This is a genomic window from Kitasatospora sp. NPDC043949, assembly GCF_056435365.1.
Genome location: NZ_JBWKEQ010000001.1, coordinates 214,602 through 236,986, shown reverse-complemented (window position 1 = coordinate 236,986; position 22,385 = coordinate 214,602). Strand labels below are relative to the sequence as shown.

Sequence of the window (22,385 nt, the reverse complement as noted above, 5' to 3'; positions counted from 1 at the left end):
ACAGGTGGAGCCTTCCCGGTGCGGAATGGGTCAGGTCATGTCTGCCGGGGCACGGTGGCGACGAACCGGCGGGCGGCCCGGCGGCTGCTGATCGTGACGACGCGGGCGTGGCCGGCGTGCTCGGCGATCAGCGTGCGGACCTTGGGCCGCATCTGGCGGCGGTAGCCGAGGATGTAGCGGATGAAGCCCCAGTGGATGCGGTCGAAGACGCCCTGCTCAGTGTGCTGGCCGCCGCGGTAGCGGCGGCGGCGCTGGAGGATGCCCCACAGGCACACGATCGGCGGGATGTCGAGGAAGACGACGGTGTCGGCCCGCTTGAGGCGGATGGGGAGGGTGGAGGCGAAGTTCCCGTCGATCACCCAGCGCGGTGCGGCGACCAACTCCTGCTGGAGGGCGGCGAACTTCTCCGGCGGCAGTGTGTTCCAGTCGGAGTCGTAGTAGACGCCGTCGAGGTGGGTGACGGGGGCGTTGATCTTCTCGGCGAGCTGGCGTCCCATGGTGGTCTTGCCGCTGCCGCCGCAGCCGATGATGGCGATCCTGTCCATGTCGCTACAGGCTACCGAGCCGAGCGACGGGCCGGACGGCGGTCGCCTCGGTCCGCGCGGGGTTCGTCCCGGGCCGACGTCCGGCCCGGGACGCTTCGCGCTGGTCACGCGGCGTCGACGGCGATCAGGGCGGCCTGGTCGAAGTCGTAGCGGACCTCGCGGCCGGGGCCGGCGACCTCGGCGCACGACAGGTAGACGCGCCCGTCGGGCGAGATCTCCAGCTTCTCGACGACGTCACTGGGCGGCGGGCACCGCTCGGGCAGCAGGATGTCGGTGTTGACCTTCATGCCTCCCAGGTCCATGCCGGTCAGCTGTTCGTGGAGGTACTGGGTCTGGTCCCAGGTGACGGGCGTGATACCGCTGTCGGCGGCGTTGCCGACCAGGCGGACGCGGTGGAGCATCAGGTCGCGTGCGCCGAGGTCGCGCAGGCGCTCGGCGAGGGCAGGGATGGTGGCGATGTTCTCGCCGGTGAGCGTGCAGGTGGCGCCGAAGGGGAGCGTGCGGCCGTGGGCCCAGGCGAGGGTGTCGAAGGCGGCAGCGAAGGAGCCTGGGCGCCGGATGCGGTCGTGGGCCTCGGCGGTGCCTCCGTCCAGGGAGACGCGGAGCATGTCCAGGTACTCGGCGGCCCGGGTGAGGAAGGCCCGGCGCTTGTAGCCGTTGGTGCAGATCTCGGTGCGGTAGCCGAGGGACTTGGCGGAAGCCAGGACGGTGGGCAGGCCCTCGAACAGGAGGGGTTCGCCGCCGAGCAGGCACACCCAGCGGGTGTCGTAGCGGTCGGCGAAGTAGGAGAGGGCGGCGGTGGCCTGGTCGACGGTGACGGTGTCGGGGCGCTTGAGGTCCTCGCCGTGGTAGCAGGTGGTGCAGGAGAAGTTGCAGCGGAACAGCAGCTCCAGGTAGAGCTTCTCGACCCGCTGGATGCCGGGGAGTGCGGGGGCGGCGGCCTGGGTCATGCGCGGGCTCCTTCGATCAGCAGGGGCGGGATGGCGGTGCCGGCCAGCACGGCGGTGAGGGTGCGGAGCTGGCGGGTGAGGCGGAACGGGTCGAGGTGGTCGATGCAGCGGGCGATCAGGTCGGCGTGGACCTGGCTGCCCGCGATCCGGGTGAGCGCGGTGACGGTGGCCACGACATCGGCGGCGCCGGTGACGATCAACTCGCGCGGCACAACGTCCTCCGCGGCCCGCAGCGTGCTGGGTACGAGCGGCAGGCAGCCGGCGAGGGCGGCTTCGAAGAGGCGCTGGGTGAACTGCCCGCTTCGCGCGTACCGGTCGGGGGCGAGGAGCATGGTGGCCACCGCGGAGCGGTAGAGCGGGGCGACCTCGTTGAAGGGGATGCGGCCGGTGAAGTTCACGTGCGGCCAGCGGGCGGTGTCGTGCCACTTCCCTGCCACCCGGTGCGGCAGTTGGGCGGCGGCCGGGGCGAAGAACTCACCGAAGGCGGCATCGCGGTCGTACTGGTTGCCGATGTAGACCAGCGGCAGCGGGCGCCCGTGGGCCGCGAGAGCGGCCGGGTGGGCCTGGTCGAGGGCGTCGTCGGCGACCGGGAAGAGCAGGCTCACGGCGCCGGGCGACGGGTGGAGGGCAGGCTCGCACACCTGCACGTGCCCAACGGTCCGCAGCGGGTCGTCGGCAGGCAACTGCCGGTCCTTGTCCCACAGGACCGTACGGACGGCGTGCCGGTGGGTGTAGTGGTCGAGGAGTTCCTGCTGCCGGTGCAGGTCGCAGGTGTGCCCGTCGGTGCCGCACGCCGTGGTGTTGCGGCCGGGGACGGGCCAGCGCCACTCCAGGAACAGGGCGTCGACCTCAGGCAGACCGCCGTCCCACCGGTAGCTGGGGGTGAGGTCGGTGCCAGCCTCGACCAGGTCTCGGTTGGCCTGGAGGAGGATGATCTCGTGGCCGGCGGCGATGAGGCCGTCCACCAGGGTGCGGCGGTGGCTGCGTCCGCCGTCGGGGGTGTCGGTGACGCCGGAGCCGAGGAAGCCCCAGCAGCTGTAGCCGATCCTCATGCCTTGGTCACCCACCAGTCCTCGATGAGGAGCGCGTCGAGCCCGGATTCGGCCAGGCAGTCCAGTGCCATCTCCGGGGTGCCGCAGATCGGCTTGCCCTTGATGTTCAGGGAGGTGTTGATCAGCACGGGCACGCCGGTGAGCTCTGCGAAGGCGGTCAGGATGCCGGCGAGGAGCGGGTTGTCCCTGGGGGTGAGGGTCTGGACCCGCGCGGTGCCGTTGGTGTGGACGATCGCCGGGATCGTCCGGCGGGCCAGGTCGGTGACCGGGGAGGCCATCGACATGAACGGTGCCTCCTGGCCGAGGGTGAAGTAGTCGGCGGCCTGGTCGGCCAGGACGACCGGGGCGAACGGGCGGAACGGTTCGCGGAACTTCACCGTGGAGTTGAGCCGGTCGGCGATGCCCGTCCGCAGCGGGGAGGCGAGGATCGAGCGGTGCCCGAGCGCCCGGGGCCCGGCCTCCACACCGCCTTGGAACAGACCGATGATCGTGCCCTCGGCCAGCTCGCGGGCCGCGAAGGCGGCCACGTCGTTCAGGCGGCGCGCGGTCATTCCGGGCCTCGGCTCGGCGGGCAGCTCCAGGTCGGGGAAGGACGGGCCGAGGTGGCAGGCGCGGGCCAGCCCGGCGGGGAGGTCGCCGTGCCGGTCGAGGTAGACGGAGGCTGCGGCGCCGATCGCGGTGCCCGAGTCCCCAGGGGCGGGCGGGACGGCGACCTCGTCGAACAGCCCGGAGGCGATGATCTTGCCGATGCTGACGCAGTTCATCGCGACCCCGCCGCCCACGCACAGCAGCCGGGCGCCGGTGCGCTCGCGGGCGATCCGGGCGAGGTGCAGCATCACCTGCTCGGTGCGTTCCTGGAGGGCGGCGGCGAGGTCGGAGTGAACCTGAGCGACCTCCTCACCCGGCCGGCGGGGCGGGCAGGCGAGGGCGGTGAAGGCGCTGGTCAGCCGGGGGTAGCGGCGGTCCATGACCCGCAGGGCGATGAGCCGGTGGTCGAGGACGAAGCCGTTGGTGGTGAGCCGGACGGCCTTGGCGAACAGGGCCCGGAACCGTCTCGGGTCGCCGAGGGCGGCCAGGGCCATGACGGTGCCCTCCTCGTCTCCGCGCCGCCACCCGAGGTGCTCGGTGACGGCGCCATACACGTAGCCGAGGGAGGCGGGGTCGTCGAGGGCGTGGACGATCCGGTACGCGCAGCCGCGCGCGCTCTGCCGCGCGTGGCCGATGGTGGTGGCCTGGACCTCGCCGAGACTGTCCACCACCAAGACGGCGGCCTCCTCGTAACCGGACGCGGCGAAGGCGTAGAGACCGTGGGCGCGGTGGTGTAAGACAGGCTGCACGGCGGCGTTCGGGAAGGCCTCGGCCAGCCAGGTCAGGCGCTGGCGGGTGTTGGCGGCGACCCGGGCGAACGACCGGGCCCTCGGCAGCGTGCGTGCCGCCGTGGCGGGCCGCACAACGTGGGTGAGCGCGGCGGGGATCGCCCGCAGGTAGTTCTGCGGCGTGAAGTTGTACGCGACGGTGCCGATGTCGGCACGGGTCAGGCCCGCATCGTCGAGGAGCCAGTCGACGGCCTTGGCCGGGTAGCCCTTGTCGTGCTTGACGGCGCTGAGCCGCTCCTCCTCGACGAATCCGAGGAGTTGGCCGTCGACGAGCAGGGCGGCGGCGGAGTCATGGGTGTAGGAGCACAGACCCAGCACGGTGCGGTTGCGGGTGGTCATCGCCGGTCACCTCTTCGCCGGGATCGCGGGGGAGGGCATCGCCGCGAGCGGCACCTGGTGCTCGCGCTGGTCGTACCAGGTGGCGAGGGCCTCGGGCAGCGGCCCCGGCACCTCGGCGGCCGTGGCGCGGGCCTCGTCGCGGCGCCCGGCCTTCCACAGCCGGTAGCTAGCCAGGACGGCGGCGAAGCCGTCCCAGACCGGATGGCCGACCCCTTCGCCCATCGTGACCTGCTTCATCACCAGGTCGAAGTCCCCCCACGGGATGCCGAGCGGCTGCCACACGGGCGAGGCGGGCACCTCTCCGACCAGGTCCCAGGCGGTGTCCTGGTGCTGGGCGTACAGGTGCAGGGAGTCGACGTGGTGGTGGTAGTCGCCGACCTCGGCGCCGAGCCAGCCAGCCATCAGCTCGTGCAGGACGGTCGTGGTGATCAGGTCGTACGGCAGCCCCAGCCACACGTCCTGGCTCCGCATGCTGGTGTGCATCTCCAAGCGGCCCTCACGGAGGTAGAACCGGTAGCCGAGGGTGCAGGGAACGTCCTTGTGGCCGGCGGTGTCACGGCCCGGGTCGAAGATCTGGACGACGGCGCGACGGCTCTCGCAGTCGCGGGTCAGCTGGCGGCGCACGTAGTCGAGCTGGTCCAGCTGGCCGTGCCAGCGTCGCAGGCGCGGGCCGTAGGCACCTTGGAGGGCGCCGTGGTCGGTGAGTGCGGCCAGGCGGCTGTTGAAGTCGTGGATCCAGTCGGCGCTGGAGCCAGAGAGGATCCAGACGGTCTCGGCGGCGGCGAAGGCCGGGTTCAGCACGCGGTGCGGGCTGAGGTGCACCATTCGGGCCGTCGGGTCGGTCAGCTTGAGGTATGCGCCCATGAGTTCGGTGGTGGCCATGCCACGCGGGGCGACGCTGCGCCCCTGGGTGAGGATGGTCTTGCTGGCACGGGTGAACAGCGCGTTCGCGCTGTCCGCAGTGGTGACGAACACGATTCCTCCGGTGGGACGGCAGCGGGGTTCAGGCGCCGGCGGGCTGCGGGGAGTTGGCGGTCAGGTGGGCGAGCTGGCGGGAGATGCCCTGGAGGAGGGCGGTACGGGGCCTCCAGCCGAGGAGGCCGCCCGCCCGGGAGTTGTCGGCGAGGGTGGATTCGACGTCGCCGGCCTGGGCGGGCAGCCGGTTGACCGGCACCGGGTGGCCGCTCAGCTCCTCGACGGCGTTCAGTACGTCCAGCACGCTGGTGCTCACGCCGGCGCCGATGTTGAGGACAGTCGTGCTGATCGGGGTGGTCGCGGCGGCGATGGCGGCCTGGACGACATCGCCGACGTAGGTGAAGTCGCGGTGCTGGCTGCCGTCCCCGTAGAGGTCGAGCGCCGGGCCTCCGAGCGCCGTCGTCAGAGCGCGGCCGATCAGCATGTCGTCGCGTTGGCGGGGGCCGTAGACGGTGAACAACCGGAGCGCCACCGCAGTGACCGCAGACGTGACCTGGCCCGCGTGGGCCAGGCACAGTTGTTCTCCCGCGAGCTTGCTGACTGCGTACGGAGATTCGGGACTCGGCGTGTTCTCCTCGTTGGTGGGGCCGCCGTTGGTGGTCCCGTAGACGCTGGACGAGGAGGCATAGACGAGCCGGGGAACGCGGACGTCCTCGCAGGCGGCCAGCACGCGTTCGGTGGCGAAGACGTTGGAGGCGGTGTACTCGGCGAACCGTTCACCCCAGGAGCCGCGCACGCCCGGCAGGGCGGCGAGGTGGAAGACAGCGTCGGTCTGGAGGAAGAGGGCCTGAAGCGGGCAGGTCCTCAAGTCGGCGGCGACGAATGTAAAGCCGGGGTGGTCCAGGGCTCCGGCGAGGTTGGCTGCCGCGTTCGGGTCGGTATGCGGGTTGCGGCGGTCCACGCCGATGACGGTCGTTCCGTCGGTGAGGAGGGCGTCGACCAGGTGCGAGCCGATGAATCCGGCCGCTCCGGTGACGACCGCCCTGGTCAGAGTGGTCCGGGGGTGTGTCAGGGTGGTCTGCATAAAGGTTCCCCAGTGCATGGGTAGTTGGGTGCAGGAGGCTGCCAAGCTGCTGTTGCAGCGTGGGCAACCGGGAGGCGGCGGCCCGAGCCGGCCTATCAGGGATGCGTTCAGAACGGACGGTCGTCGGAGGCCCAGGTTGGTACGTCCTTGGCCATAGCCGCGGAGACGTGACGGCCAGCGAGCTGGTCGTGGGCGACGACCCCGATCAGGGAGATCGCAGCCAGGTTGCCGACAGCCCATAGGCTGGTCAGGAAGGTGCCGATCGGGTCGGAATGCTGGCCACGGTGAAGGCCCTTGGCGTGCGAAAGACCGACGAGTACCGGGGTGCTCCTCGGCTCCCCCCTGGTGATGGCGGCCATGGCTCAGACGCCCTTGGGGGCGTTGTCAGCCGGGCTGAGGGTGGAGCCGTTCGCCGGCGCCGTCCACTCGTCGCCGACTTCGCCGGGCTTGGGGCGGAGGTGGTAGCTGTAGACGCCCTCGCCCGGTACCTCGACCACGACGCCCGTCTCGTTGACGGAGCTGTCGAACGCGAGGTCGCCCAGGCGGGGCGTCCAGGTCGGCGGTGCGGGGTCGTGCGCGGCCTTGGGAGTTGTGCGTCGTCCGCTCATGCCGACAGAAGGTAAGCAGTCGGCTACTGCTGAATATGAATCAGCGGAATACTGCCCTATCCGTCCAGGTGAAAGCGGTCGGACATCCGACGCAGCTTCTCGCGGGTACCCGACCTCTCCGCGTACACGATCTTGCGCAGGGTCGCCCGGCCAATCGGATGGTTCCGTACGAGCTGCGGGGCGATCTTCTCCGCTGTCTCCAACTCCTTGATGGCCTTGTCGCGGTTGCCGTCCCACAGCCACGCCCGAGCGAGGTCCATGTGGTGGTGGCCGCGCCGGGAGCCCGGTAGGGCGGCAACCTTGGTCGGGTCCGCGCGTTCGTTGAGGACCAGGGCCTTGACGTGGTCCTTCATCTCCAACTGCACCGACACAGCGTGGATCTGGACGTTCCCGCTGGAGAAGGTCAGTGAGTGGCGGTCGAACAGCGGCTCGCCGCCGGTATCCATCCGGCCAGCCGCCACCTCGGCGTTCCGAATCCGGTCCTCCGTTTCGAGGGTGCGGCCGGCGCGTGCGGCGGCCACCGCGGCGCGAAGGTGAATCGTGCCCCACGCGCGAACAGCCAGTGGATCACCGGAGTCGTACAGGTCCTCGATCGATCGCAGGGCCTTGTCTGACAGGGCGAGCGAGTCGTCCCAGTCGGCCGTTGCCCACATGTCCCACACCCGCATCCAGTCCGTCACCGCCTCCATGACGGGATCACTGGAGAGACGGGCCGACCACGACGCCCGCTCGCAGGCCATGGCGATCAACTCCGGGTGGCCCAGCGCGTGTGCGGCCGTGTGCGCGAACTTGCACTCGACCGCGTAGATCGCGAACGCCTCCTCGCGATCACGCCCGGAGGACACCTCGGCCAGGGCCCGGGACTCACGCAACATGTCCGGCAGTACCTTCAGGATGGCGACGTTGGCCGCCGCGTCCCGCAGCCGGTGCAGCCGCTCAGTGTCGAGCCACAGCTCTGCCGCCGGACGTGGCTGCCCGTCGAAGACCGGTGTCAGGTCGTATCGGCGGAGCTCCCGCAGGATGGAGGCCGCAGAGACCTGCCACTGGTTCTCCGAGGCCTTGCCTGCCACGTAGGGCCGCTCTATCAGGTCGTTGGGGTGGCAGTGAAGCGCCGCCGCCAACTGGTTGATGATGCCGGTCCGGTCGAGCTCGATTGCCCCCTTTTCGACCTTTGAGACCCAACCCTGGGTTCGGCCGATCGCTGCGGCCAGATCGGCCTGGGGCATCCCCAGCCGAAGTCGCGCTCGCCGCACCCGCTTGCCGATCGATTCCCGTTCCTCAAGCATCGTCGCCCTCCCGAGATCGCGACCACATCGGCCCGCAGGCCCGCGCTACTACAAGGACGGTACCGGCGGACGGCCCGAGCTCGCACCGAGTGCTGGCGTCGGTCACGGCTTCCGCCGTCGCGTGAATGCGCGCCAGCGTGATCTGTTCATGAACTCTGCGCGAACAGGCCCAGTCGTGTGGACGGAGGGGTGTCCTGAACTGCTCCTCGCTGGCGACGGACCGAGCAACCGACGAACTGGCACAGGCCATCCACCGCGTCCGGCCCGGCCACGCCGCCTTCACGCTGCGCCGGATCGTGCTGATCGAGGTGTACTGGCAGCGCGCTCCGGTCGACGGCGCGGACATCTCGGGCTGGAGAATCTGCTGGGACACCATCGCCACCATCCCGCTCGACGCGTAGCCGCCGGGTGGGTGGTGTGCGTCTGGGTACGGCGAGCGATGAGAACATTGCAGCCGTGGACACGATCGAGCGGATGACCGAACAAGAGCTGCGGATCATCAAGGAGTGCCTTGACACGGCCGTGAACGGGCCGTTCTTCGAAGACTGCGAGTTCCACACCCTCATGGGCTTCACCCGGGACGAGATCGCCGCAGTCGCAGCATCCTGGCCATCGCCGCCGACCGCCACTCACGTGGAGGACGACGCCGTACACAGCGTGCTGAATAACCTCCTCGACTACCCGCACGGCATCGAAGCCCGCTGGCACGAATACCTGGCCCCGACTCGCGAGCAGGTCACCCAGGTACGGGACCGCTGGCGCATCGAGTACCCCGTCGACCGGGCTCCCGAAGGAACCCCTGACTGGTACCAGTAGCGACCCCCTGCCGGGCCCCCACCTATGGGGAGTCACCGCCCTGAGGGCCCGCTTACTGTCCCCATAGGTAACTGTCCGAAACGGGCCTCGGGCAGCACCGCCCGGAGAGTTGGTGAGGCCCCCCGCCGGGCGTCGTGCCGGCTTGAAGGTGCGAGGTGCTGATGCCGTCCCGAACTGGCGAACCAGTCCTGAAATGCCTCCACAACTCCCGAAGGTCCGGTAGAGGTGGAGGTGTGACAGAGATAAGTCAGTGGGTGGTGGACGCGAAGTGGCGTGGGAGCGACCTGGTGCGGGCCTACGTGTCGAGGGACCGAGCTCGGGTCGCACCGTGCGTCGACGGCCTGGACACGGAACGGCTGGAGCTCGTACTCGCTCTGCTGGCCTTGTCCTACGACGACCTCCTCGGCGATCTAGGGCAGCCGCCCATGAACGTGCGAGACCTCGACGAGACGGCGGCCCTGGCGCCGCCGGAGTCCGAGTTCGCGACGACGGCCGCCGCGCGCCGGGTCGCGGCGAAGGAAGCGGGCTTCGCCGAAGCAGTGGACGGCCTGGGGCTCGTGGACCAGATCCACGTGATCGCGGTCTGCACTGCGGTCATGCTGCTGGACGCCCACGGGCACGGGGGCGCCCTGGCTTACCTCGATGAGGAAGCGGCCGCCTGCGAGCGGATGGGTTACCCAAGGCCCGGCGCGTCCACCTGACCGAACCCGCCCGGCGGCGGGAGTCGGCCGTTGTTGCCGAGCCCGAGTTCGACCCACCACGGCTGGTCGGGCTGCTGCTCCCACTCGTGGACGCCGTCGTGGTGGAGCAGGAGGCCGGTGCCGTCGGCGCGTTCGAGATGGCCGCGCGGGCGTACACAACGGCCGACACCTGGTTCGGTGTGGGAGTTGGACGGGGCTTCGTGGCCGCACGCTGGCCACGTGCCGGTGACCGCCAGGTGATCACTGCTGCTCATGGCGCAGAGGCTAGCGACGGCAGCGGTGCGCGCCGGGTGGCGGGGGAGTGTCGGCAGCGGTTCCTAGGCTCGGATCATGACCACCCCCACCACAGACTCCGGCACCGCCGCGCCCGAATCCGGCGGCGTCACCACCCTCGTCGAGCGGCTGCTCCTGACCGAGAAGGTCCGGATCAGCGAGTCCGGCCCGCAGGTCTTCGACCCGAACACCGGCCAGTACGTGCCGGGCCCCGACGTCGCGAAGTACGAGGGCCCAGGCCTGCACCGGGCGTCCGGCGGTCCGGGGGTCGTGCTGCGCCTGGAGGGGCAGCCGTACAAGGATGACGGCGACGGCCGCTACCTGCTGTTCAGCCCGTTGGACGCGCCGGTCGCCGCCGAGGGCAACACCGTCACGATCGTGGAGAGCACGGACCCGGGTGCTGTCGGCCGCACGTTCAAGGTGCTGGACCCGGGGGAGTCCGGCGGTCTGGCGGTGGTCCGCAGGACGTGGATGCGCATCGAGAAGGCCGGAGGTGCTGCCGCGTGAGTACCCCTATCGATCTCGACGCCGTCCGCCACACCATGGAGACCACCGTGATGGTCGACACCGTACGAATCAGCAGGCCGACCGGCACCCCCGTCCTGGACGTCGAAACCGGACTGGTCGGGCCCACACCCACGACCAAGGTCTGGGAGGGCAGCGGCGCGGTCCTCTCCGCCCACGGCCTCGCCGCCGTGGAGCATCTGGTCGGCGGACGCTGGCTGGAGGACAACGCCTCCTGGTACGGCTTGGTCACCCCGCTGTCCGCGCCGCTCCCGCAGCGCGGCGACCTCGTGACCGTCGTCACCGCGAAGGAACCGACCGCCGGCACCGTCGGCCGGACCTGGCAGGCCCTCGACCCGGGCGAGGCCAGCACCGTAGAGGTCGCCCGGATCACCCGCCTCGACGAGGTGGTTGCCCCTTGAAACGGAGGTAAGGGCTGGTGCCGCCCCCACCTCAAGACGTCACCCCTAGCGGCGGGGCTGCCAGCCCGCTGGAGGAGAGGCTGGCTCTTGAGGCGTGGTCGGCATCAAGTCGGGCTCTGGGCCCGGAGACGGATCCGTGGGGCCAGCGGCTTCCAGGAGCTTGCGCCTGATAGCTGCAAGGCGGTTCCTTTCTGCATCGACTGATGCTGCCTTCTCGGCGGTCGGCCTGACTGGAACGTTTCTTGCGGCTGACGCCGAGGCGCGCAGGCCTTGGCCGCATCGGTCATGGGACCGTGCGGTCACGGCCTGCGAGGGCTCCTCGGGCCATACCGTGATGAGGTAGTCCTCGACGGGCTCCTCGCTCACCTGGTCGAAAGCTGTGTCGCGGCCCCGGGCGCACACGTGCAGCCGATACCAGCCGCTTCCAGAGGAACTGAGGTTCGGCAGGTCGGGGATCCGCCCGTGGGCGAGGGACTCCACACGGAGGTTGCCCGAGGGAGAGAAGACGCTGGCCTCGACGATCTCCGACCAGGATTCGTCCATGTCGGTTGGCGCCGGAGGGCGCGCGTCGAGGGCCGAAGCGTGGACGCGGACGGGCCCGGTGTCGATCCCGGTGTAGATTCGCGCGCCAGCGGACATTTGGACGATCAGGCCGGTCGAGTAGTCGGACGACTCCGTGGGTATCTGCCCGCTGTCCAGCACGCCGATCGAGTGATCGATCGCCCGAACATGGACCCACTTCGCTGACATGCCCAACTCCCTTCGTGAGGTGCTGTCTCAACGGTACGCACTCTGGAGGGTGAGGGGAGCCGAACCGTGCTGCGGGCGGTCTGCGGCATGACCGAGTTGTGCCGCAGACCGCCCGTGAATCGGCGCTCAGGTCCCGATCACGACCCGGTAGGGGTCGCCGTCGAAGACACGCTGCCAGCGGTAGAACTGCGACATCGTTCCACCTTGGGAGTTGTTCTCACCTTCGGGGATCATGCAGACGCTGACTCCGGCGGGTCCTGTCTGGTTCGGCAGGTTGAAGTTGCAGCCGTCGAATGTCCTGCGGGTCCCTCCTGCGGTCAGGCCCTGGTAGGTCGAGGCGAGCGGGTACTCGTCGCAGCTGTATCCCGTGATGCTGGGTGCGTCGCCGCATGCCTGCGCCCTGTTGGCATTGACCAACGCGTCGTTGGTTGTGCGGGTCAGGGGCGCTTCGAACGTGGCGCCGGGCAGGCCGGACGCCTGGGCACGCTCGACATGGCTGACCAGTGACGGGGTTGCGGAACGGCTGTAGGTCACGGGAGACGCGTACCACGGGACGACGCACCCGATCTTGGGGTTCCCCGCGGTTGCGTTATCGCACCGAATGTCTTCGTAACTGAAGGTGGCCTGGATCGGCGCATACCCGGGGGCCTGCATACTGAGCTGCCACGTTGTCTTGCAGGAGCCGACGGCGCCGGGCGCAACGGCAGTGGTCGACAGGAACGCCTCGCCAAGGCGCCAGGTCGCAAGCGGCGAGATGTCCTGCGCCGGGAAGCTTGACTTTTTGACGGTGCAGGATCCGGTGGGAGTCATCGTTCCCTCGATTGTGCCCTTGAGGGCGTCGCCCCAGCCGGAGTACGCCCCGACCTCAATCTGGTGTCCCCAGTATTCGAGTCCGGTATCGGAGAACTGGTAGTTGATGATGTTGAGCTTGGCCTCCCCGGTCACCGTGATCGTGCCGTTGGTGTTCCTGTAGGTGTTGTAGATTCCGCCGGTGATCTCACACACCTCGGTGCGAAGGCCGAGGCGCCCCTTGAACGCGTTGTCGATGCACCACTGGGGGGCAGGGTTTCCTGCTGCTAGAGACGGGGTCGCCGCCAGGGCGGTTGTTGCCAAGCCGTTTGGACTGGTCACGGTGAAGCAAGCCGTGGTCTGTCCCTCGGCGGGATGCGCGCAGGTCGTGGGAGACGCTGCTACGGCAGGCGTCTGACCTGGCCCTGGTGCTGCCTGGTCCCCATTGCGCACCGGCTTCAAGACCACGGCGGCGTGGTTCACCTCCGTATCCTGCTGGGCAGTTGCGCTGCCGGCTCCGGCTGCGTACAGGGCCACGAGTGCGGTGATCGTGATTGCTCGACGTAGTAGCAAAGGTCCACCCCCACGAGCGGCGCTCAAGCCGGGCGCCCTATGCGTACCCGGGGCCGCCGCTCTCGGGAACGACCGTAAGCAGACGGTGAGACGGTCGGGGTAGACGCATGCCCAGGGTGTCTAAAAAACCGTCAAAATTATTCTAAAAAGCGGCACTTGAAGGAATCCGTGCTGAGGATCCCGATCATTCTGGGCCTAGTCGGCTGACCGGCACGCCGCCGCTGGACGTTGAAACCGGGCCGGTGGGGTCCACATCGACGACCAAGGTCTGGGAGGGCAGTGGAGCGGTGCTCTCTGCCCACGGCCTCGCCGCTGTCGAGCACCTTGCCAGCGACCGCTGGCTGTAGGGCAACGCCTTTCTGATATGGGCTCGTCACCCCGCTGTCCGTGCCGCTCGTGCAACGCGGCGGCCTGGTGGCCGTCGGCCCTGACAGGCCCTCGACCCGGGCGAGGCCGGCACGGTGGAAGTCGCACGGATCACCCGCCTCGACGAGGTCGTAGCCCCGTAGTCGGCGCCTCGCCTTCGGAGAGCGGGCCAGGGTGGCGGGCGAGCGGTCGCGAAGGCGGTCACGCCTGTCAGACGCTAGTTCGGCAGGCGTGACCGTCCTCTCCGTCACCAGAGGTGCAGGAAGGTCCGGATGTCGTCGTAGCCGTCGAGGGCCCGTCCGTCCACGTCTGCCGGGTCGGCGGCGGCCCGCTGCGCCAGGGAGCGCGCCAGGTCGAGGGCTTCGTCGCTGAGGCGGCCGAAGCGGCGGGCGATGTGGCTCAGGCACAGGACGGCCAGCCCCAGCAGGGGACTGCCCGGTGCGGCCCGTGTGCCGGTCTGCACGCACCAGTGCTCGACGAAGTCGCGGTCGTCTCCGTGCAGAGCGATTCCGGCCAGGGCATAAGCCGCGTCGTCACCTGTAGAGCGTCCGCTCAGAGCCCTCTCCAGAGCTTCTGCCGCCGCCTCGTGAGCCAGCGTGGGAGGGTCCTCAAAGGTCCTGTGCATGCCGCGAGACTACGGCCTGTGCCACGGGCGCGGTGCCCAACAGTCAGCGGCGAGCGATGCGTTGGGTGAAGTGGCGCTGGAGTGCGAAGCGGTCGGCGCCTGGGCGTGCTTGCCGGGCCACGGTCGGGAGCGGCCGCCGTGTCCGTCGAGTCTCCTAGGCTCGTGACCATGACCCCCACCAATCCCCCTGAGCAGCGGCATGTCCGTATCCAGGCGACCGGCCCGACCGCGCGTCTGGAGATCGACGGCCAGGACCTCGCCGACCAGGTCCGCTCGTACGAGCTGCGGCACACCGCCGGGCAGCTCCCCGAACTCCAGCTGCTGCTGCGCCCGACCGCCAACCCGGAGTGGGAGGGCGCCGCCCGCGTCGTGGTCGGCGAGGACCCGGACCCGGGCCCGGCCGCCGCCGCGTTCCTGGCCGCCCTCGACCCGGCCGAGACCGAGCGCGCGGTCCTGGCCCGGCACGACCTCCTCGACGGCGGCGCGCACGAATTCACGCGGGCGCTGCTCACCCAGCTGGGCGAGTGGGCGCTCGGAGTGCGGCAGCCCGGCGAGTCCGGGGCGGTGGACGGCTGATGGCGCAGGTGACCAGCAACGCCGGGGTCCTGGCCGCGCAGCTGGAGTCGAGGGCCGCCGTCGCGGTGCCGGCGGCCACGGCGGTGGTGCGGCACCACGCGATGATCCTGGAGACCGCGATCCGCGCCGGCGCATCGGGCCGTCCTGGGCCCGGTGTTCAGAGCGGCGAGTACCGGCGGTCGTGGACCACGGAAGTCCACGCCACCGCCACCGGTGTGGAAGCGACCGTGGGCACCAGCCGCCCGCAGGCCGCACGCCTGGAGTACGGCTTCACCGGCGCGGACAGCCTCGGCCGGGTGTACCACCAGGCGCCGCTTCCGCACGTCGCCCCCGCGGTGCAGCGCGTCGAGCCGCTGTTCCTGCTGGCGATGGGCCGTGTTGCCGAAGCGGTGGTGGCGGGATGAGTCAGCTCACCGACGACATCCACCAGGTCGTGGCCGGAGTGCTGCGCGCGCACGGCACCGGGCTGCTTTCCCGCGCGGTACTCGTCCTGGAGGTTGTTGAGGAGGAGACGGGGGAGCTGGGCCTGTTCCTGGAAACGTCGCCGACGGACATGCCGGTGTGGGACCGGGCCGGGATGCTGCGCTACGCCGACCTGGACCTAGCCGGGCAGATCACCGCGTGCCAGATCGGCGGCGGGAACGAAGACGACGAGGAGGACGAGTAGATGCCGGTTCAGGGACGGGTCGTGTCGACGGCGCTGCGGGACGCCATAGCTGCGGCGACGGGCCGCAGCTGCGGGTACGGGGCGCCGCCGGTCGCGGCGGACAAGCCCGCCGGGACCACGATCCCCTACAGCGTGCTGTACCCGCTGGGCGGCACCAGCAGCGGGCCGCCGTTCGGCGACCAGGCCGGCGACGGCCGCTTGCTGTACCAGGTCACCAGCGTCGCGACGACCGGGGAGCAGGCGGAGTGGATGGCCGACAAGGTCCGCGCGGCGATCCTCGGCAGCTCTCCGAAGGGCGGCTTCGCGACGCCGATCCTCCCGGCCGGGCACACCGTTGTCGGCCGGGAGATCGACAAGGAGGACGGCCAGTCCGTCGCCAACGGCGTATACAGTTACATCACGCGGATCATCCTGCACGTGACCACACCTGACAGCTGAACCCGCCCGCCGCCCACCTGCGGCGGCCGCATCTCACCGTGGAGACCCCCGCACGGACGCCCGACCACCGGTACGGGCCGACTCCCTTCCGCCGCCCTGCACTGGGGTGGTGCGACGAGGGGACGGGTCTCCGGCGGCGCACCGCATCCCGGGTGATCGTGTCCCCGGAAATGCGAGTCCAGCGTGGCATCCACGCAGCAGCAGCGGTACATGCGCCGCGGCGTCACCAAGGTTCTGTTCCTCAAGGCGGTCGCGGCCGCGACGAACGTCCCGACCCGGCAGGAGCTGACCGCCGGCACCGACCTGTCCCGGCAGATCTCTGACATCGAAGGCTGGAGTCTCGAGAACAGCCCGATCGAAACGCCGGACCTGGGTGCGAAGTTCGCGACGAGCATCCCCGGCGAGGACAAGGCGGCGAACAGCTCGCTGACGTTCTATGAGGACATGACCAGCGACACCGTCGAGACGCTGCTGGCCAAGGACGTGACCGGCTACGTCTGTATCCTCCGCAAGGGCGACGTCCCGCAGTCCAAGTCGATGGACATCTTCCCGGTGCGCGTGGGTTCCCGCGCGCCGTCGTATAGCACGGGTGCGGAGCCGGCGAAGTTCAAGGTCAGCTTCAGCATCAGCGACCTGCCGACCCTGGACGCGCCGGTTCCGGCCGCTACCGCGGTCTGAGGGGGCGGGCGATGACGACCATGATGGTTGAGCCGCCGGTGCACGCTGTGGCCCGGGACGCGCACTGGCGGGCCAAGATGGCCCGGCTCCGGTCCCGTTCGCTGCCGGAGCGGACCGTTTCCATCTGCGACGACGCTAACGCCAAGCTCGCCGTCACCGAGGCGCAGATGCGGCTGGCGCAGGCCCGCGCGGCCGCCCGCACTGCCGGCGCCGGGCAGGGCATCAACGACGCCGAGGTGGACGCCTTCACGGAGGCGCACCCTCAGGTCGTCATCGCCCGCTCGGTGCTCGCCACGGCCGAACGGGCCCTGGCCGACGCGACGGTGGGGATCACGTTCCGGGCCCTGCCGAGGCCGGCGTGGGAGGCGCTGCTCAAGGCGCACGCGCCGACGGAGGAGCAGGCCGACCAGGGCATGGAGTACAACATCGAGACGTTCCCGGCCGCGCTGATCTCTGCGTCCCACGTCGAGCGGGACGAGACCGGCGCCGAGGTCGACGGCATGACCGTGGAGGACGCTCAGGTCCTGCTGGACGAGTGGTCCGACAGCGACGCGAAGCTGCTGTTCACCGGGGCGCTGGCCGTTAACCAGACCCTGCGCGTTGACCTGGGAAAAGGCTAGAGGCCGAACCGCAGTTCCGCAGCGAGATGGAGCTGTGCGAGGCCTACCGGATCCCGCACTCGCAGCTGATGGGCGCGGGGGACGGCCGGTGGAGCGCGCTGGACCGGGCGAAGGCGCTGGCGTGGGCCGCGTGGCGAGCGGCCGTGTGCGAGGGGTGCGGCACGCGGCCCGCTGAGTGGGACGAGCAGCAGGGCGGAGACCGGCACGCCTACGTGGCGCAGACCAGTCGCTGCCTGGGCTGCGAGCTGATTGAGATGGAGCAAGAGCAGGTCCCCGAGGGGGCCGAGGGGCGCGGGGTGCGCATCGGGCTGATCCAGCCCAGTTAGGAGCAGCCCCGTGGCGGGCGCCTACACCCTCTACGTCCAACTGCAGGCGTCCTTCCCGCAGCTGCAAGCTGGGCTGCGCGGTGGCGCAGCCCAGTTGCGGCAGTTCGACGGGCAGCTCGCCGCCACGCGCGGCGAGCTGGAACGGGTTGAGGCGGCCGCCGCCCGCCTGGGCCGAGCCCAGGTTGTCGCCGCCGAGCAGGCCGCAGCCTCCCAGACCGTGGTCCGTGAGGCCACGGAACGCTCCACCGTGGCGCAGCAGGCCGCCACGGCCGCTGCCGAACGAGCTGGCCGCGCCCAGGTGGTGGCGTCGCAGGCCGCTGCCCGCGCGGAGGCCGAGCACGCGGCCGCGGTCGAGGCGACGACTCGGGCGACCCGCGCCCAGGAGGTCGCCCAGACGATGGCCGCCCGCGCCCAGGCCGCCACCGGTGCGGGTGCCGTCGCCGCGCAGAGCACCGCCGAGGCCGCTACCGTCTCGGCTGCCCGCGCGGCCGAGGCCCAGGTGGTGCAGGCCGCCCGGGCCGCTGCCGCGCAGGAAGCCGCCGCCCGTGCGGCCGGGCTCGCCGAGCGGACCAGTGCCACCGCGGCGCAGGCCGGGGCCGCCGCCGCGCAGGCCCGTACCGCGCTGGCCGCCACCGAGGAGCAGGCCGCCCGGCGTGCCGCGACCGCCGCCGCCGAGGTCAGCCGCGCGCAGACCGAGGCCGCCGCCGCGTCGCAGGCTGCCACGGCGTCCCGAATATCCGGGTGGGTCACCGGCAGCCTCGCGCTCGGCGCGGTTCTCGCCGCCGGTGCTATCGGTGCGATCCGCCTTGAGCGGGAGATGGCCAATGTCCTGACCATCTCCGAGCAGATCGACAGCCGGAACGTCCGCGCGTTCACGGACGAGATCGTCCGAATGTCGACGGAACTCCCGCAGACGGCAAGCCAGTTGGCGCAGGGCCTGTATCAGATCGTGTCGACGGGCTTCGATGGCGCCGAGGCCATGGGCATTTTGCGGGTGGCGGCGATGGGCGCCTCGGCGGGTCTGACCACCACGGAGACGTCGGCGACCGGGCTGTTGGGTGTGCTCAAGGCCTACGGCATGCCCGCGTCCAAGGCGGCGGACGTTATGGACATTATGTTCCAAACCGTCAACAAGGGTGTCATTTCGTTCGAAGAGCTGAGCATGCAGCTCGGCGACGTCGTCCCGATGGCCGCCGCCGCAGGCGTCTCCTTCGAAGACGTGTCCGCCGCCCTCGCGGCGATCACCCTGGCGGGCATCCCCGCGGCCGAATCCGCGACCAGCCTCAACATGCTGATGACCAGGCTCATGAAGCCCACGAAGGAACTGGGCGCGCTCTTCAAGGACCTCGGCTACGAGTCCGCCGCCAGTGCCATCGAGCAGGACGGCCTGTACACCGTCATGAACAAGGTCAACGCGGCGACCGGCGGCCAGGCCGAGGCAACCGTCAACCTGTTCAAGGACATCAGGGCTGTCAGGGCGGCTTTGGCTTTGGGGGCGGCAGACGGCAAGAACTACGCGGACACCTACGAGGGCATCGCCATCGCGATCAACCGCGCGGACGCCACCCAGCGCGCCTACGCGATCCAGATGGACACCACCGCAGGCCAGTGGGACCTGTTCAAAAACAAGGCCTCCGCACTGGGCATGGACATCGCCCGCGTCCTCCTGCCCGTCCTCCAAGAACTCGCCCAGGATGCGTCGATCGTGACGAGCGCCTTCAACTCCATGCCGCCCGGGGTGAAGGAGACGATCGGCGTCCTGGTCGCGCTCGGTGCCGTCGCCCTGGTCACCCGCGCCGGCGTCGCCCAACTGTCCACCCAGCTAACGGCGTTCCGCACGGCCGTCGCCGAGGCCCAGGCGGGCGGCTCCGCGCTGCCCGCGATCCTGCGCGGCACCAGCCTGGCCGTCACCGGCCTCACCGGCGTGCTCGCCCTCGGCGTCCTCGGCTACGCGGCGTACTCCTCGTCGAAGCAGAAGGCCAAGGCCGTCACCGACGACCTCACCCAGGCCCTGCGCGCCGAACGCGAGCAGCAAGACGTCGGCGCGGGCATGCGCGCCCTCGCCCAGTCCCTCGCCAGCAGCGACGACATGAAGAAGCTGAAGGCCGCCGGACTGGAGATGACCGAGGTCATCGACGGCCTCATGAGCGGCGGCGACAAGCTCGCCCAGCTCAACGACAAGATCGACATGGCCAAGGCGAAAAGCTGGGACCCCAACGCCGGCGGGTACGACGCCAGCTTCGACAAGGCGAAGAAGATCCTCGACGACCGGCGGCAATCCTGGTCCGACGCGGTCAAGAAGGACGCAGAGCAGGCCACCGCGATGGACCTCGTCACCGCCAAGATGAAGGCCTCGGTGCAGGCGAACTTGGACGTGTGGTCGCCGTCGATGTCGCTGCCGACCGACAAGAACGGCACGCCTCGGTGGACCGACGAGATGAAGAACATGGCCAAGGTCATGGCCTCCATCGTCGAGCCGGCGGACGCGTTCAAGGCGGCGCAGGACCGCGTCGCCGCGTCCAGCCGCGCCGGGGCGGTGCAGCTCGACCTCGCCAAGACGTCGGTGTCCGGCTACATCAAGGCCCTCAGTGAGCAGGCCCAGGCCCAGAAGGGCTTCCAGCAGGACCTGGAGGAGCTGAGCACGCGCGGCTACGGGCCGCTCGCCCAGCACTTCGCGCAGCTCGGCGACGCGAGCGCGGGCATGGCCCACGAACTCGTGCAGAACCTGCGTGCGGGAAAGTCCGGCGCAGCGGAGCAGCTGGCCGACCTGACCAGGGTCACCAAGGCGGGCCTGGATGACTACATGGGGGAGATGCGCCGCCAGCTCCAGACCCAGAAGGACTTCCAGTCGAACCTGTCCGAACTCGCCGTCCAAGGGCGCTTGGACTTGGCCGACCACTTCTCGAAGTTGGGCGTGTCCAGCTCGGGCATGCTTGCCGAACTGGTCGGCCAGTTGAAGAGCGGCCAGACGAAGGTCGCCGACGAGCTGGAGTCGATCGTCACCGAGGGCACCGCCCGCTCCACCAACGCCTACAGAGCGGGCTTGGAGCAGGTCCCGATGATCGCGCAGAAGTACGGCCAGGACACGGCCCGCGCCTGGGCGGCAGCCGCCGAGACCGACGACATCGCGGCGTTCGGGAAGATCATGCAGCAGATGGCCGTGACCGATATGACCAACGCGGCACGGGCCGGAGCCGAGGCGTCCAAGACCGAACTGTCCACCGGCCTTGACCTCGTGACCCAGGTTGCCGGTGCGAAGGGCCTCGACTCGGCGAAGGCGTTCTCGCAGGCGTTGCTCGCCGGCGATATCAACGCGGCGATGGACATCCTCAAGACGATCTGGGGCAGCAAGCAGCCGATCGACGCACCAGACCTGTCGGCGGTCATCGGCGCGTTCAAAAACGCAGGCGGCGCCGCGAACTCGGAGTGGTCGTCGATGCTCACGCTCATCGCGCAGGTCTCCCAGACCAAGGGCGCCGCCGCTGCGCAGGCCCTCACCTCCGCGCTGCTCAGCGGCGACATGGCCGCCGTGCAGGCGCAGCTCAACGCCATCGGCGCGTCCGTGAAGTCCATCCCCGGATCGAAGACCATCAACGTCGACGTCAACGCCCCGTCCCGGATCGACATCCCAGTCGTGCTGTCCCCCAAGGGCGCGGCGAACTTCAACGGCGGCGCCTGGGACTCCCCGTTCGCGGCAGTCAAGGCGAACGGCGGCATCGTCGAGTTCTACGCCAACGGCGGCATCCGCGGGGGACTTCGGGCACCACGCGGCCCGGAGAACCACATCGCGGAGATCGTCCCCGCTGGCACCTGGCGGGTCTTCGGCGAGCCGGAGACTCTGGGGGAGAGCTACATCCCCCTGGCACCGGCCAAACGCGCCCGCTCCAAGACGATCCTGGAGGAGACCGCCAGGAGGTTCGGCGGCACCGTGACGTACGGCGGTGACACAGGCAAGCTGCACCTCGCCAACGGCGGCATCGTCACCGCCACCCGCACCGCGGCCGCCGCCCGGCCCGTCGCGGCGAAACTCGTCCCCGCCCGCGGCGGCACGACCGTCGTCGTCCGAGAGGGCGCCCCGGCGCCGCTGGTCGGCTCGATGCCGATCACCGTCACCGGCACCAACGTGACCGGCGAAGACGTCGCCGACGCGGTGATGAGCCGCCTTCGCCACCTCAAGCGCGGGGGCCAGCTGTGACCACCGACCAGCTCATCGCCGACTGGCAGTTCGACGTGGCCGGTGTCCTCATCGGCCACGGCACGGACATCCCGGTCGAAGACGTCGACGGCATCGGCACCCCCGACAAGAAACAGGGCGCACGGGAGATCCCCGGTGAAGACGGGGCCTACCCGGGCCGGGACCAGCTGGGCCCGCAGACCCTGCGCATCCGGGCGGGCATCCGCACCCCAGGGGATCCGGCCGCCGCGCTCGACCGGCTCGCCGCCCTCGTCGCCACCGCCGACACCGAGGTCCGCCGCACCCCCGGAGCAACGGACGTCCTGCGGGTACGGCGCCCCGGGCGGCCGACCCGCCGCATGTACGGGCGCGTCCTCACCGCCCGCGCCGTGAGCCTCGCCACCGCCGCGTTCGGGTGGATCCCCGTCGAGATCATCTTCAGCGGCCTCGACCCGGCCTGGTACGCCGACACCCCGTCCGGAGTGCTCCTCGCGTTGGACGTCGACCCCCAGCGCAAGGACGGCTTCGAAGCGCCGCTGCGGGCCCCGATGACGACCGGCACCGCCAACCCGGCCGCCCGGCCCGGCTGGGCACCCAACGCCGGCAACCGGCCCGCCTGGCCGACCCTGCGCATCACCGGGCCGGTCGTCAACCCCAAGGTGTGGCTCGAAGGCGTCCCGGGCGCCGTCCTCGACTTCGACCTCGCGCTCGGCGATGGCGAGTGGATCGACATCGAGACCAGGCCCGGCACCCGCTGGGTACTGCGCAACGGCGGCCAGGGCTCAGCGGCCGGCGCACTGCGCCGCGCCTCGCGCCTCGACGCTTTCCAGATTCCGCCGGGCCGCACCGAGGTCCGCTGGACCGCCCAGGACGCCACCAACACCGCCCGCCTGTCCGTGACGTGGCGAGACGCCCACTCCTCCCTGTAAGGA

26 protein-coding genes are annotated in these 22,385 nt (G+C 70.4%); 13 read left to right on the top strand and 13 right to left on the bottom strand.

The genetic code is table 11. From position 1 onward, the window contains the following. Positions 1 to 35: 35 nt before the first annotated feature. The 9 genes from AC07AL_RS01180 to AC07AL_RS01140 form a co-directional block, all read right to left on the bottom strand. The gene (locus AC07AL_RS01180) at positions 36 to 545 is read right to left on the bottom strand and encodes a P-loop NTPase family protein (RefSeq protein WP_478316365.1); all 510 of its coding nucleotides are present in this window, start codon (positions 543 to 545) and stop codon (positions 36 to 38) included. Positions 546 to 649: 104 nt separating this feature from the next. After that, positions 650 to 1,495, bottom strand: coding sequence for a radical SAM protein (locus AC07AL_RS01175; RefSeq protein ID WP_478316363.1), 846 nt, complete (start codon positions 1,493 to 1,495; stop codon positions 650 to 652). Beyond that, positions 1,492 to 2,547 carry a glycosyltransferase family protein gene (locus tag AC07AL_RS01170; protein WP_478316361.1) on the bottom strand — a complete coding sequence of 352 codons (1,056 nt, stop codon included), beginning with the start codon at positions 2,545 to 2,547 and terminating at the stop codon, positions 1,492 to 1,494. The genes AC07AL_RS01175 and AC07AL_RS01170 overlap by 4 nt, the downstream gene beginning before the upstream one ends. Beyond that, positions 2,544 to 4,262: a carbamoyltransferase family protein gene (locus AC07AL_RS01165; protein ID WP_478316359.1), complete on the bottom strand. Its 1,719-nt coding sequence runs from the start codon at positions 4,260 to 4,262 to the stop codon at positions 2,544 to 2,546. Before AC07AL_RS01165 ends, AC07AL_RS01170 begins: the two co-directional genes overlap by 4 nt. Before the next feature lie 6 nt (positions 4,263 to 4,268). After that, positions 4,269 to 5,237 carry a thymidylate synthase gene (locus AC07AL_RS01160; protein WP_478316357.1) on the bottom strand — a complete coding sequence of 323 codons (969 nt, stop codon included), beginning with the start codon at positions 5,235 to 5,237 and terminating at the stop codon, positions 4,269 to 4,271. 28 nt (positions 5,238 to 5,265) lie between these two features. Beyond that, entirely contained in the window at positions 5,266 to 6,261 is a 996-nt protein-coding gene (locus AC07AL_RS01155) for an NAD-dependent epimerase/dehydratase family protein (protein WP_478316355.1), read from the bottom strand. Positions 6,262 to 6,368: 107 nt separating this feature from the next. Next, positions 6,369 to 6,620, bottom strand: a complete 252-nt coding sequence (locus tag AC07AL_RS01150; protein WP_478316353.1) for a hypothetical protein — start codon at positions 6,618 to 6,620, stop codon at positions 6,369 to 6,371. A 3-nt stretch (positions 6,621 to 6,623) separates the two neighbouring features. After that, the gene (locus AC07AL_RS01145; protein WP_478316351.1) at positions 6,624 to 6,869 is read right to left on the bottom strand and encodes a hypothetical protein; all 246 of its coding nucleotides are present in this window, start codon (positions 6,867 to 6,869) and stop codon (positions 6,624 to 6,626) included. A gap of 56 nt (positions 6,870 to 6,925) precedes the next feature. After that, the gene (locus AC07AL_RS01140; protein WP_478316349.1) at positions 6,926 to 8,155 is read right to left on the bottom strand and encodes a helix-turn-helix domain-containing protein; all 1,230 of its coding nucleotides are present in this window, start codon (positions 8,153 to 8,155) and stop codon (positions 6,926 to 6,928) included. 456 nt (positions 8,156 to 8,611) lie between these two features. Here AC07AL_RS01140 and AC07AL_RS01135 point away from each other — a divergent pair, with 456 nt between their 5' ends. Beyond that, positions 8,612 to 8,971: a hypothetical protein gene (locus AC07AL_RS01135; protein WP_478316348.1), complete on the top strand. Its 360-nt coding sequence runs from the start codon at positions 8,612 to 8,614 to the stop codon at positions 8,969 to 8,971. A gap of 233 nt (positions 8,972 to 9,204) precedes the next feature. After that, entirely contained in the window at positions 9,205 to 9,672 is a 468-nt protein-coding gene (locus tag AC07AL_RS01130; RefSeq protein ID WP_478316346.1) for a hypothetical protein, read from the top strand. Here AC07AL_RS01130 and AC07AL_RS01125 read toward each other — a convergent pair. Beyond that, positions 9,645 to 9,926 carry a hypothetical protein gene (locus tag AC07AL_RS01125; protein WP_478316344.1) on the bottom strand — a complete coding sequence of 94 codons (282 nt, stop codon included), beginning with the start codon at positions 9,924 to 9,926 and terminating at the stop codon, positions 9,645 to 9,647. The two genes, AC07AL_RS01130 and AC07AL_RS01125, sit on opposite strands and share 28 nt — an antisense overlap. 76 nt (positions 9,927 to 10,002) lie before the next feature. Here AC07AL_RS01125 and AC07AL_RS01120 point away from each other — a divergent pair, with 76 nt between their 5' ends. Then, a complete protein-coding gene (locus tag AC07AL_RS01120; RefSeq protein ID WP_478316342.1) occupies positions 10,003 to 10,452 on the top strand; it encodes a DUF6093 family protein in 450 nt (149 codons plus the stop codon). Next, positions 10,449 to 10,871: a DUF6093 family protein gene (locus tag AC07AL_RS01115; protein ID WP_478316340.1), complete on the top strand. Its 423-nt coding sequence runs from the start codon at positions 10,449 to 10,451 to the stop codon at positions 10,869 to 10,871. The genes AC07AL_RS01120 and AC07AL_RS01115 overlap by 4 nt, the downstream gene beginning before the upstream one ends. Positions 10,872 to 10,916: 45 nt before the next feature. Here the strand turns inward: AC07AL_RS01115 and AC07AL_RS01110 are convergent, their stop codons facing one another. The 3 genes from AC07AL_RS01110 to AC07AL_RS01100 all read right to left on the bottom strand — a co-directional run bounded on the left by AC07AL_RS01110 (position 10,917) and on the right by AC07AL_RS01100 (position 13,974). After that, positions 10,917 to 11,621, bottom strand: coding sequence for a hypothetical protein (locus AC07AL_RS01110; protein ID WP_478316339.1), 705 nt, complete (start codon positions 11,619 to 11,621; stop codon positions 10,917 to 10,919). Positions 11,622 to 11,747: 126 nt separating this feature from the next. Next, positions 11,748 to 12,893 carry a NucA/NucB deoxyribonuclease domain-containing protein gene (locus tag AC07AL_RS01105; protein WP_478316337.1) on the bottom strand — a complete coding sequence of 382 codons (1,146 nt, stop codon included), beginning with the start codon at positions 12,891 to 12,893 and terminating at the stop codon, positions 11,748 to 11,750. Positions 12,894 to 13,596: 703 nt separating this feature from the next. Then, on the bottom strand, positions 13,597 to 13,974 hold the full coding sequence (locus AC07AL_RS01100; protein ID WP_478316335.1) for a hypothetical protein: 378 nt from the start codon (positions 13,972 to 13,974) through the stop codon (positions 13,597 to 13,599). Positions 13,975 to 14,142: 168 nt separating this feature from the next. Here AC07AL_RS01100 and AC07AL_RS01095 point away from each other — a divergent pair, with 168 nt between their 5' ends. The 9 genes from AC07AL_RS01095 to AC07AL_RS01055 all read left to right on the top strand — a co-directional run bounded on the left by AC07AL_RS01095 (position 14,143) and on the right by AC07AL_RS01055 (position 22,382). Next, entirely contained in the window at positions 14,143 to 14,550 is a 408-nt protein-coding gene (locus AC07AL_RS01095) for a hypothetical protein (RefSeq protein WP_478316333.1), read from the top strand. Beyond that, positions 14,550 to 14,954 carry a hypothetical protein gene (locus tag AC07AL_RS01090; RefSeq protein WP_478316331.1) on the top strand — a complete coding sequence of 135 codons (405 nt, stop codon included), beginning with the start codon at positions 14,550 to 14,552 and terminating at the stop codon, positions 14,952 to 14,954. Before AC07AL_RS01095 ends, AC07AL_RS01090 begins: the two co-directional genes overlap by 1 nt. Then, positions 14,951 to 15,217, top strand: coding sequence for a hypothetical protein (locus AC07AL_RS01085; protein WP_478316329.1), 267 nt, complete (start codon positions 14,951 to 14,953; stop codon positions 15,215 to 15,217). Before AC07AL_RS01090 ends, AC07AL_RS01085 begins: the two co-directional genes overlap by 4 nt. Continuing rightward, positions 15,218 to 15,655 carry a hypothetical protein gene (locus tag AC07AL_RS01080; protein WP_478316327.1) on the top strand — a complete coding sequence of 146 codons (438 nt, stop codon included), beginning with the start codon at positions 15,218 to 15,220 and terminating at the stop codon, positions 15,653 to 15,655. Between the two features lie 183 nt (positions 15,656 to 15,838). Next, positions 15,839 to 16,333 carry a phage tail tube protein gene (locus tag AC07AL_RS01075; protein ID WP_478316325.1) on the top strand — a complete coding sequence of 165 codons (495 nt, stop codon included), beginning with the start codon at positions 15,839 to 15,841 and terminating at the stop codon, positions 16,331 to 16,333. An 11-nt stretch (positions 16,334 to 16,344) separates the two neighbouring features. Further along, entirely contained in the window at positions 16,345 to 16,953 is a 609-nt protein-coding gene (locus AC07AL_RS01070; RefSeq protein ID WP_478316323.1) for a hypothetical protein, read from the top strand. A gap of 26 nt (positions 16,954 to 16,979) precedes the next feature. After that, positions 16,980 to 17,279, top strand: coding sequence for a hypothetical protein (locus tag AC07AL_RS01065; RefSeq protein WP_478316322.1), 300 nt, complete (start codon positions 16,980 to 16,982; stop codon positions 17,277 to 17,279). Between the two features lie 10 nt (positions 17,280 to 17,289). After that, entirely contained in the window at positions 17,290 to 21,474 is a 4,185-nt protein-coding gene (locus AC07AL_RS01060) for a phage tail tape measure protein (protein ID WP_478316320.1), read from the top strand. Next, the gene (locus AC07AL_RS01055) at positions 21,471 to 22,382 is read left to right on the top strand and encodes a hypothetical protein (protein WP_478316319.1); all 912 of its coding nucleotides are present in this window, start codon (positions 21,471 to 21,473) and stop codon (positions 22,380 to 22,382) included. Before AC07AL_RS01060 ends, AC07AL_RS01055 begins: the two co-directional genes overlap by 4 nt. Positions 22,383 to 22,385 lie beyond the last annotated feature (3 nt).

Bases quoted from the DNA above. Each gene is read 5' to 3' on its own strand.
- AC07AL_RS01070 (WP_478316323.1), top strand. From the start codon at position 16,345: ATGACGACCATGATGGTTGAGCCGCCGGTGCACGCTGTGGCCCGGGAC.
- AC07AL_RS01095 (WP_478316333.1), top strand. From the start codon at position 14,143: ATGACCCCCACCAATCCCCCTGAGCAGCGGCATGTCCGTATCCAGGCG.
- AC07AL_RS01080 (WP_478316327.1), top strand. From the start codon at position 15,218: ATGCCGGTTCAGGGACGGGTCGTGTCGACGGCGCTGCGGGACGCCATA.
- AC07AL_RS01170 (WP_478316361.1), bottom strand. From the start codon at position 2,547: ATGAGGATCGGCTACAGCTGCTGGGGCTTCCTCGGCTCCGGCGTCACC.
- AC07AL_RS01065 (WP_478316322.1), top strand. From the start codon at position 16,980: ATGGAGCTGTGCGAGGCCTACCGGATCCCGCACTCGCAGCTGATGGGC.
- AC07AL_RS01125 (WP_478316344.1), bottom strand. From the start codon at position 9,926: ATGAGCAGCAGTGATCACCTGGCGGTCACCGGCACGTGGCCAGCGTGC.
- AC07AL_RS01120 (WP_478316342.1), top strand. From the start codon at position 10,003: ATGACCACCCCCACCACAGACTCCGGCACCGCCGCGCCCGAATCCGGC.
- AC07AL_RS01110 (WP_478316339.1), bottom strand. From the start codon at position 11,621: ATGTCAGCGAAGTGGGTCCATGTTCGGGCGATCGATCACTCGATCGGC.
- AC07AL_RS01180 (WP_478316365.1), bottom strand. From the start codon at position 545: ATGGACAGGATCGCCATCATCGGCTGCGGCGGCAGCGGCAAGACCACC.
- AC07AL_RS01090 (WP_478316331.1), top strand. From the start codon at position 14,550: ATGGCGCAGGTGACCAGCAACGCCGGGGTCCTGGCCGCGCAGCTGGAG.
- AC07AL_RS01140 (WP_478316349.1), bottom strand. From the start codon at position 8,155: ATGCTTGAGGAACGGGAATCGATCGGCAAGCGGGTGCGGCGAGCGCGA.
- AC07AL_RS01085 (WP_478316329.1), top strand. From the start codon at position 14,951: ATGAGTCAGCTCACCGACGACATCCACCAGGTCGTGGCCGGAGTGCTG.
- AC07AL_RS01145 (WP_478316351.1), bottom strand. From the start codon at position 6,869: ATGAGCGGACGACGCACAACTCCCAAGGCCGCGCACGACCCCGCACCG.
- AC07AL_RS01150 (WP_478316353.1), bottom strand. From the start codon at position 6,620: ATGGCCGCCATCACCAGGGGGGAGCCGAGGAGCACCCCGGTACTCGTC.
- AC07AL_RS01100 (WP_478316335.1), bottom strand. From the start codon at position 13,974: ATGCACAGGACCTTTGAGGACCCTCCCACGCTGGCTCACGAGGCGGCG.
- AC07AL_RS01155 (WP_478316355.1), bottom strand. From the start codon at position 6,261: ATGCAGACCACCCTGACACACCCCCGGACCACTCTGACCAGGGCGGTC.
- AC07AL_RS01165 (WP_478316359.1), bottom strand. From the start codon at position 4,262: ATGACCACCCGCAACCGCACCGTGCTGGGTCTGTGCTCCTACACCCAT.
- AC07AL_RS01175 (WP_478316363.1), bottom strand. From the start codon at position 1,495: ATGACCCAGGCCGCCGCCCCCGCACTCCCCGGCATCCAGCGGGTCGAG.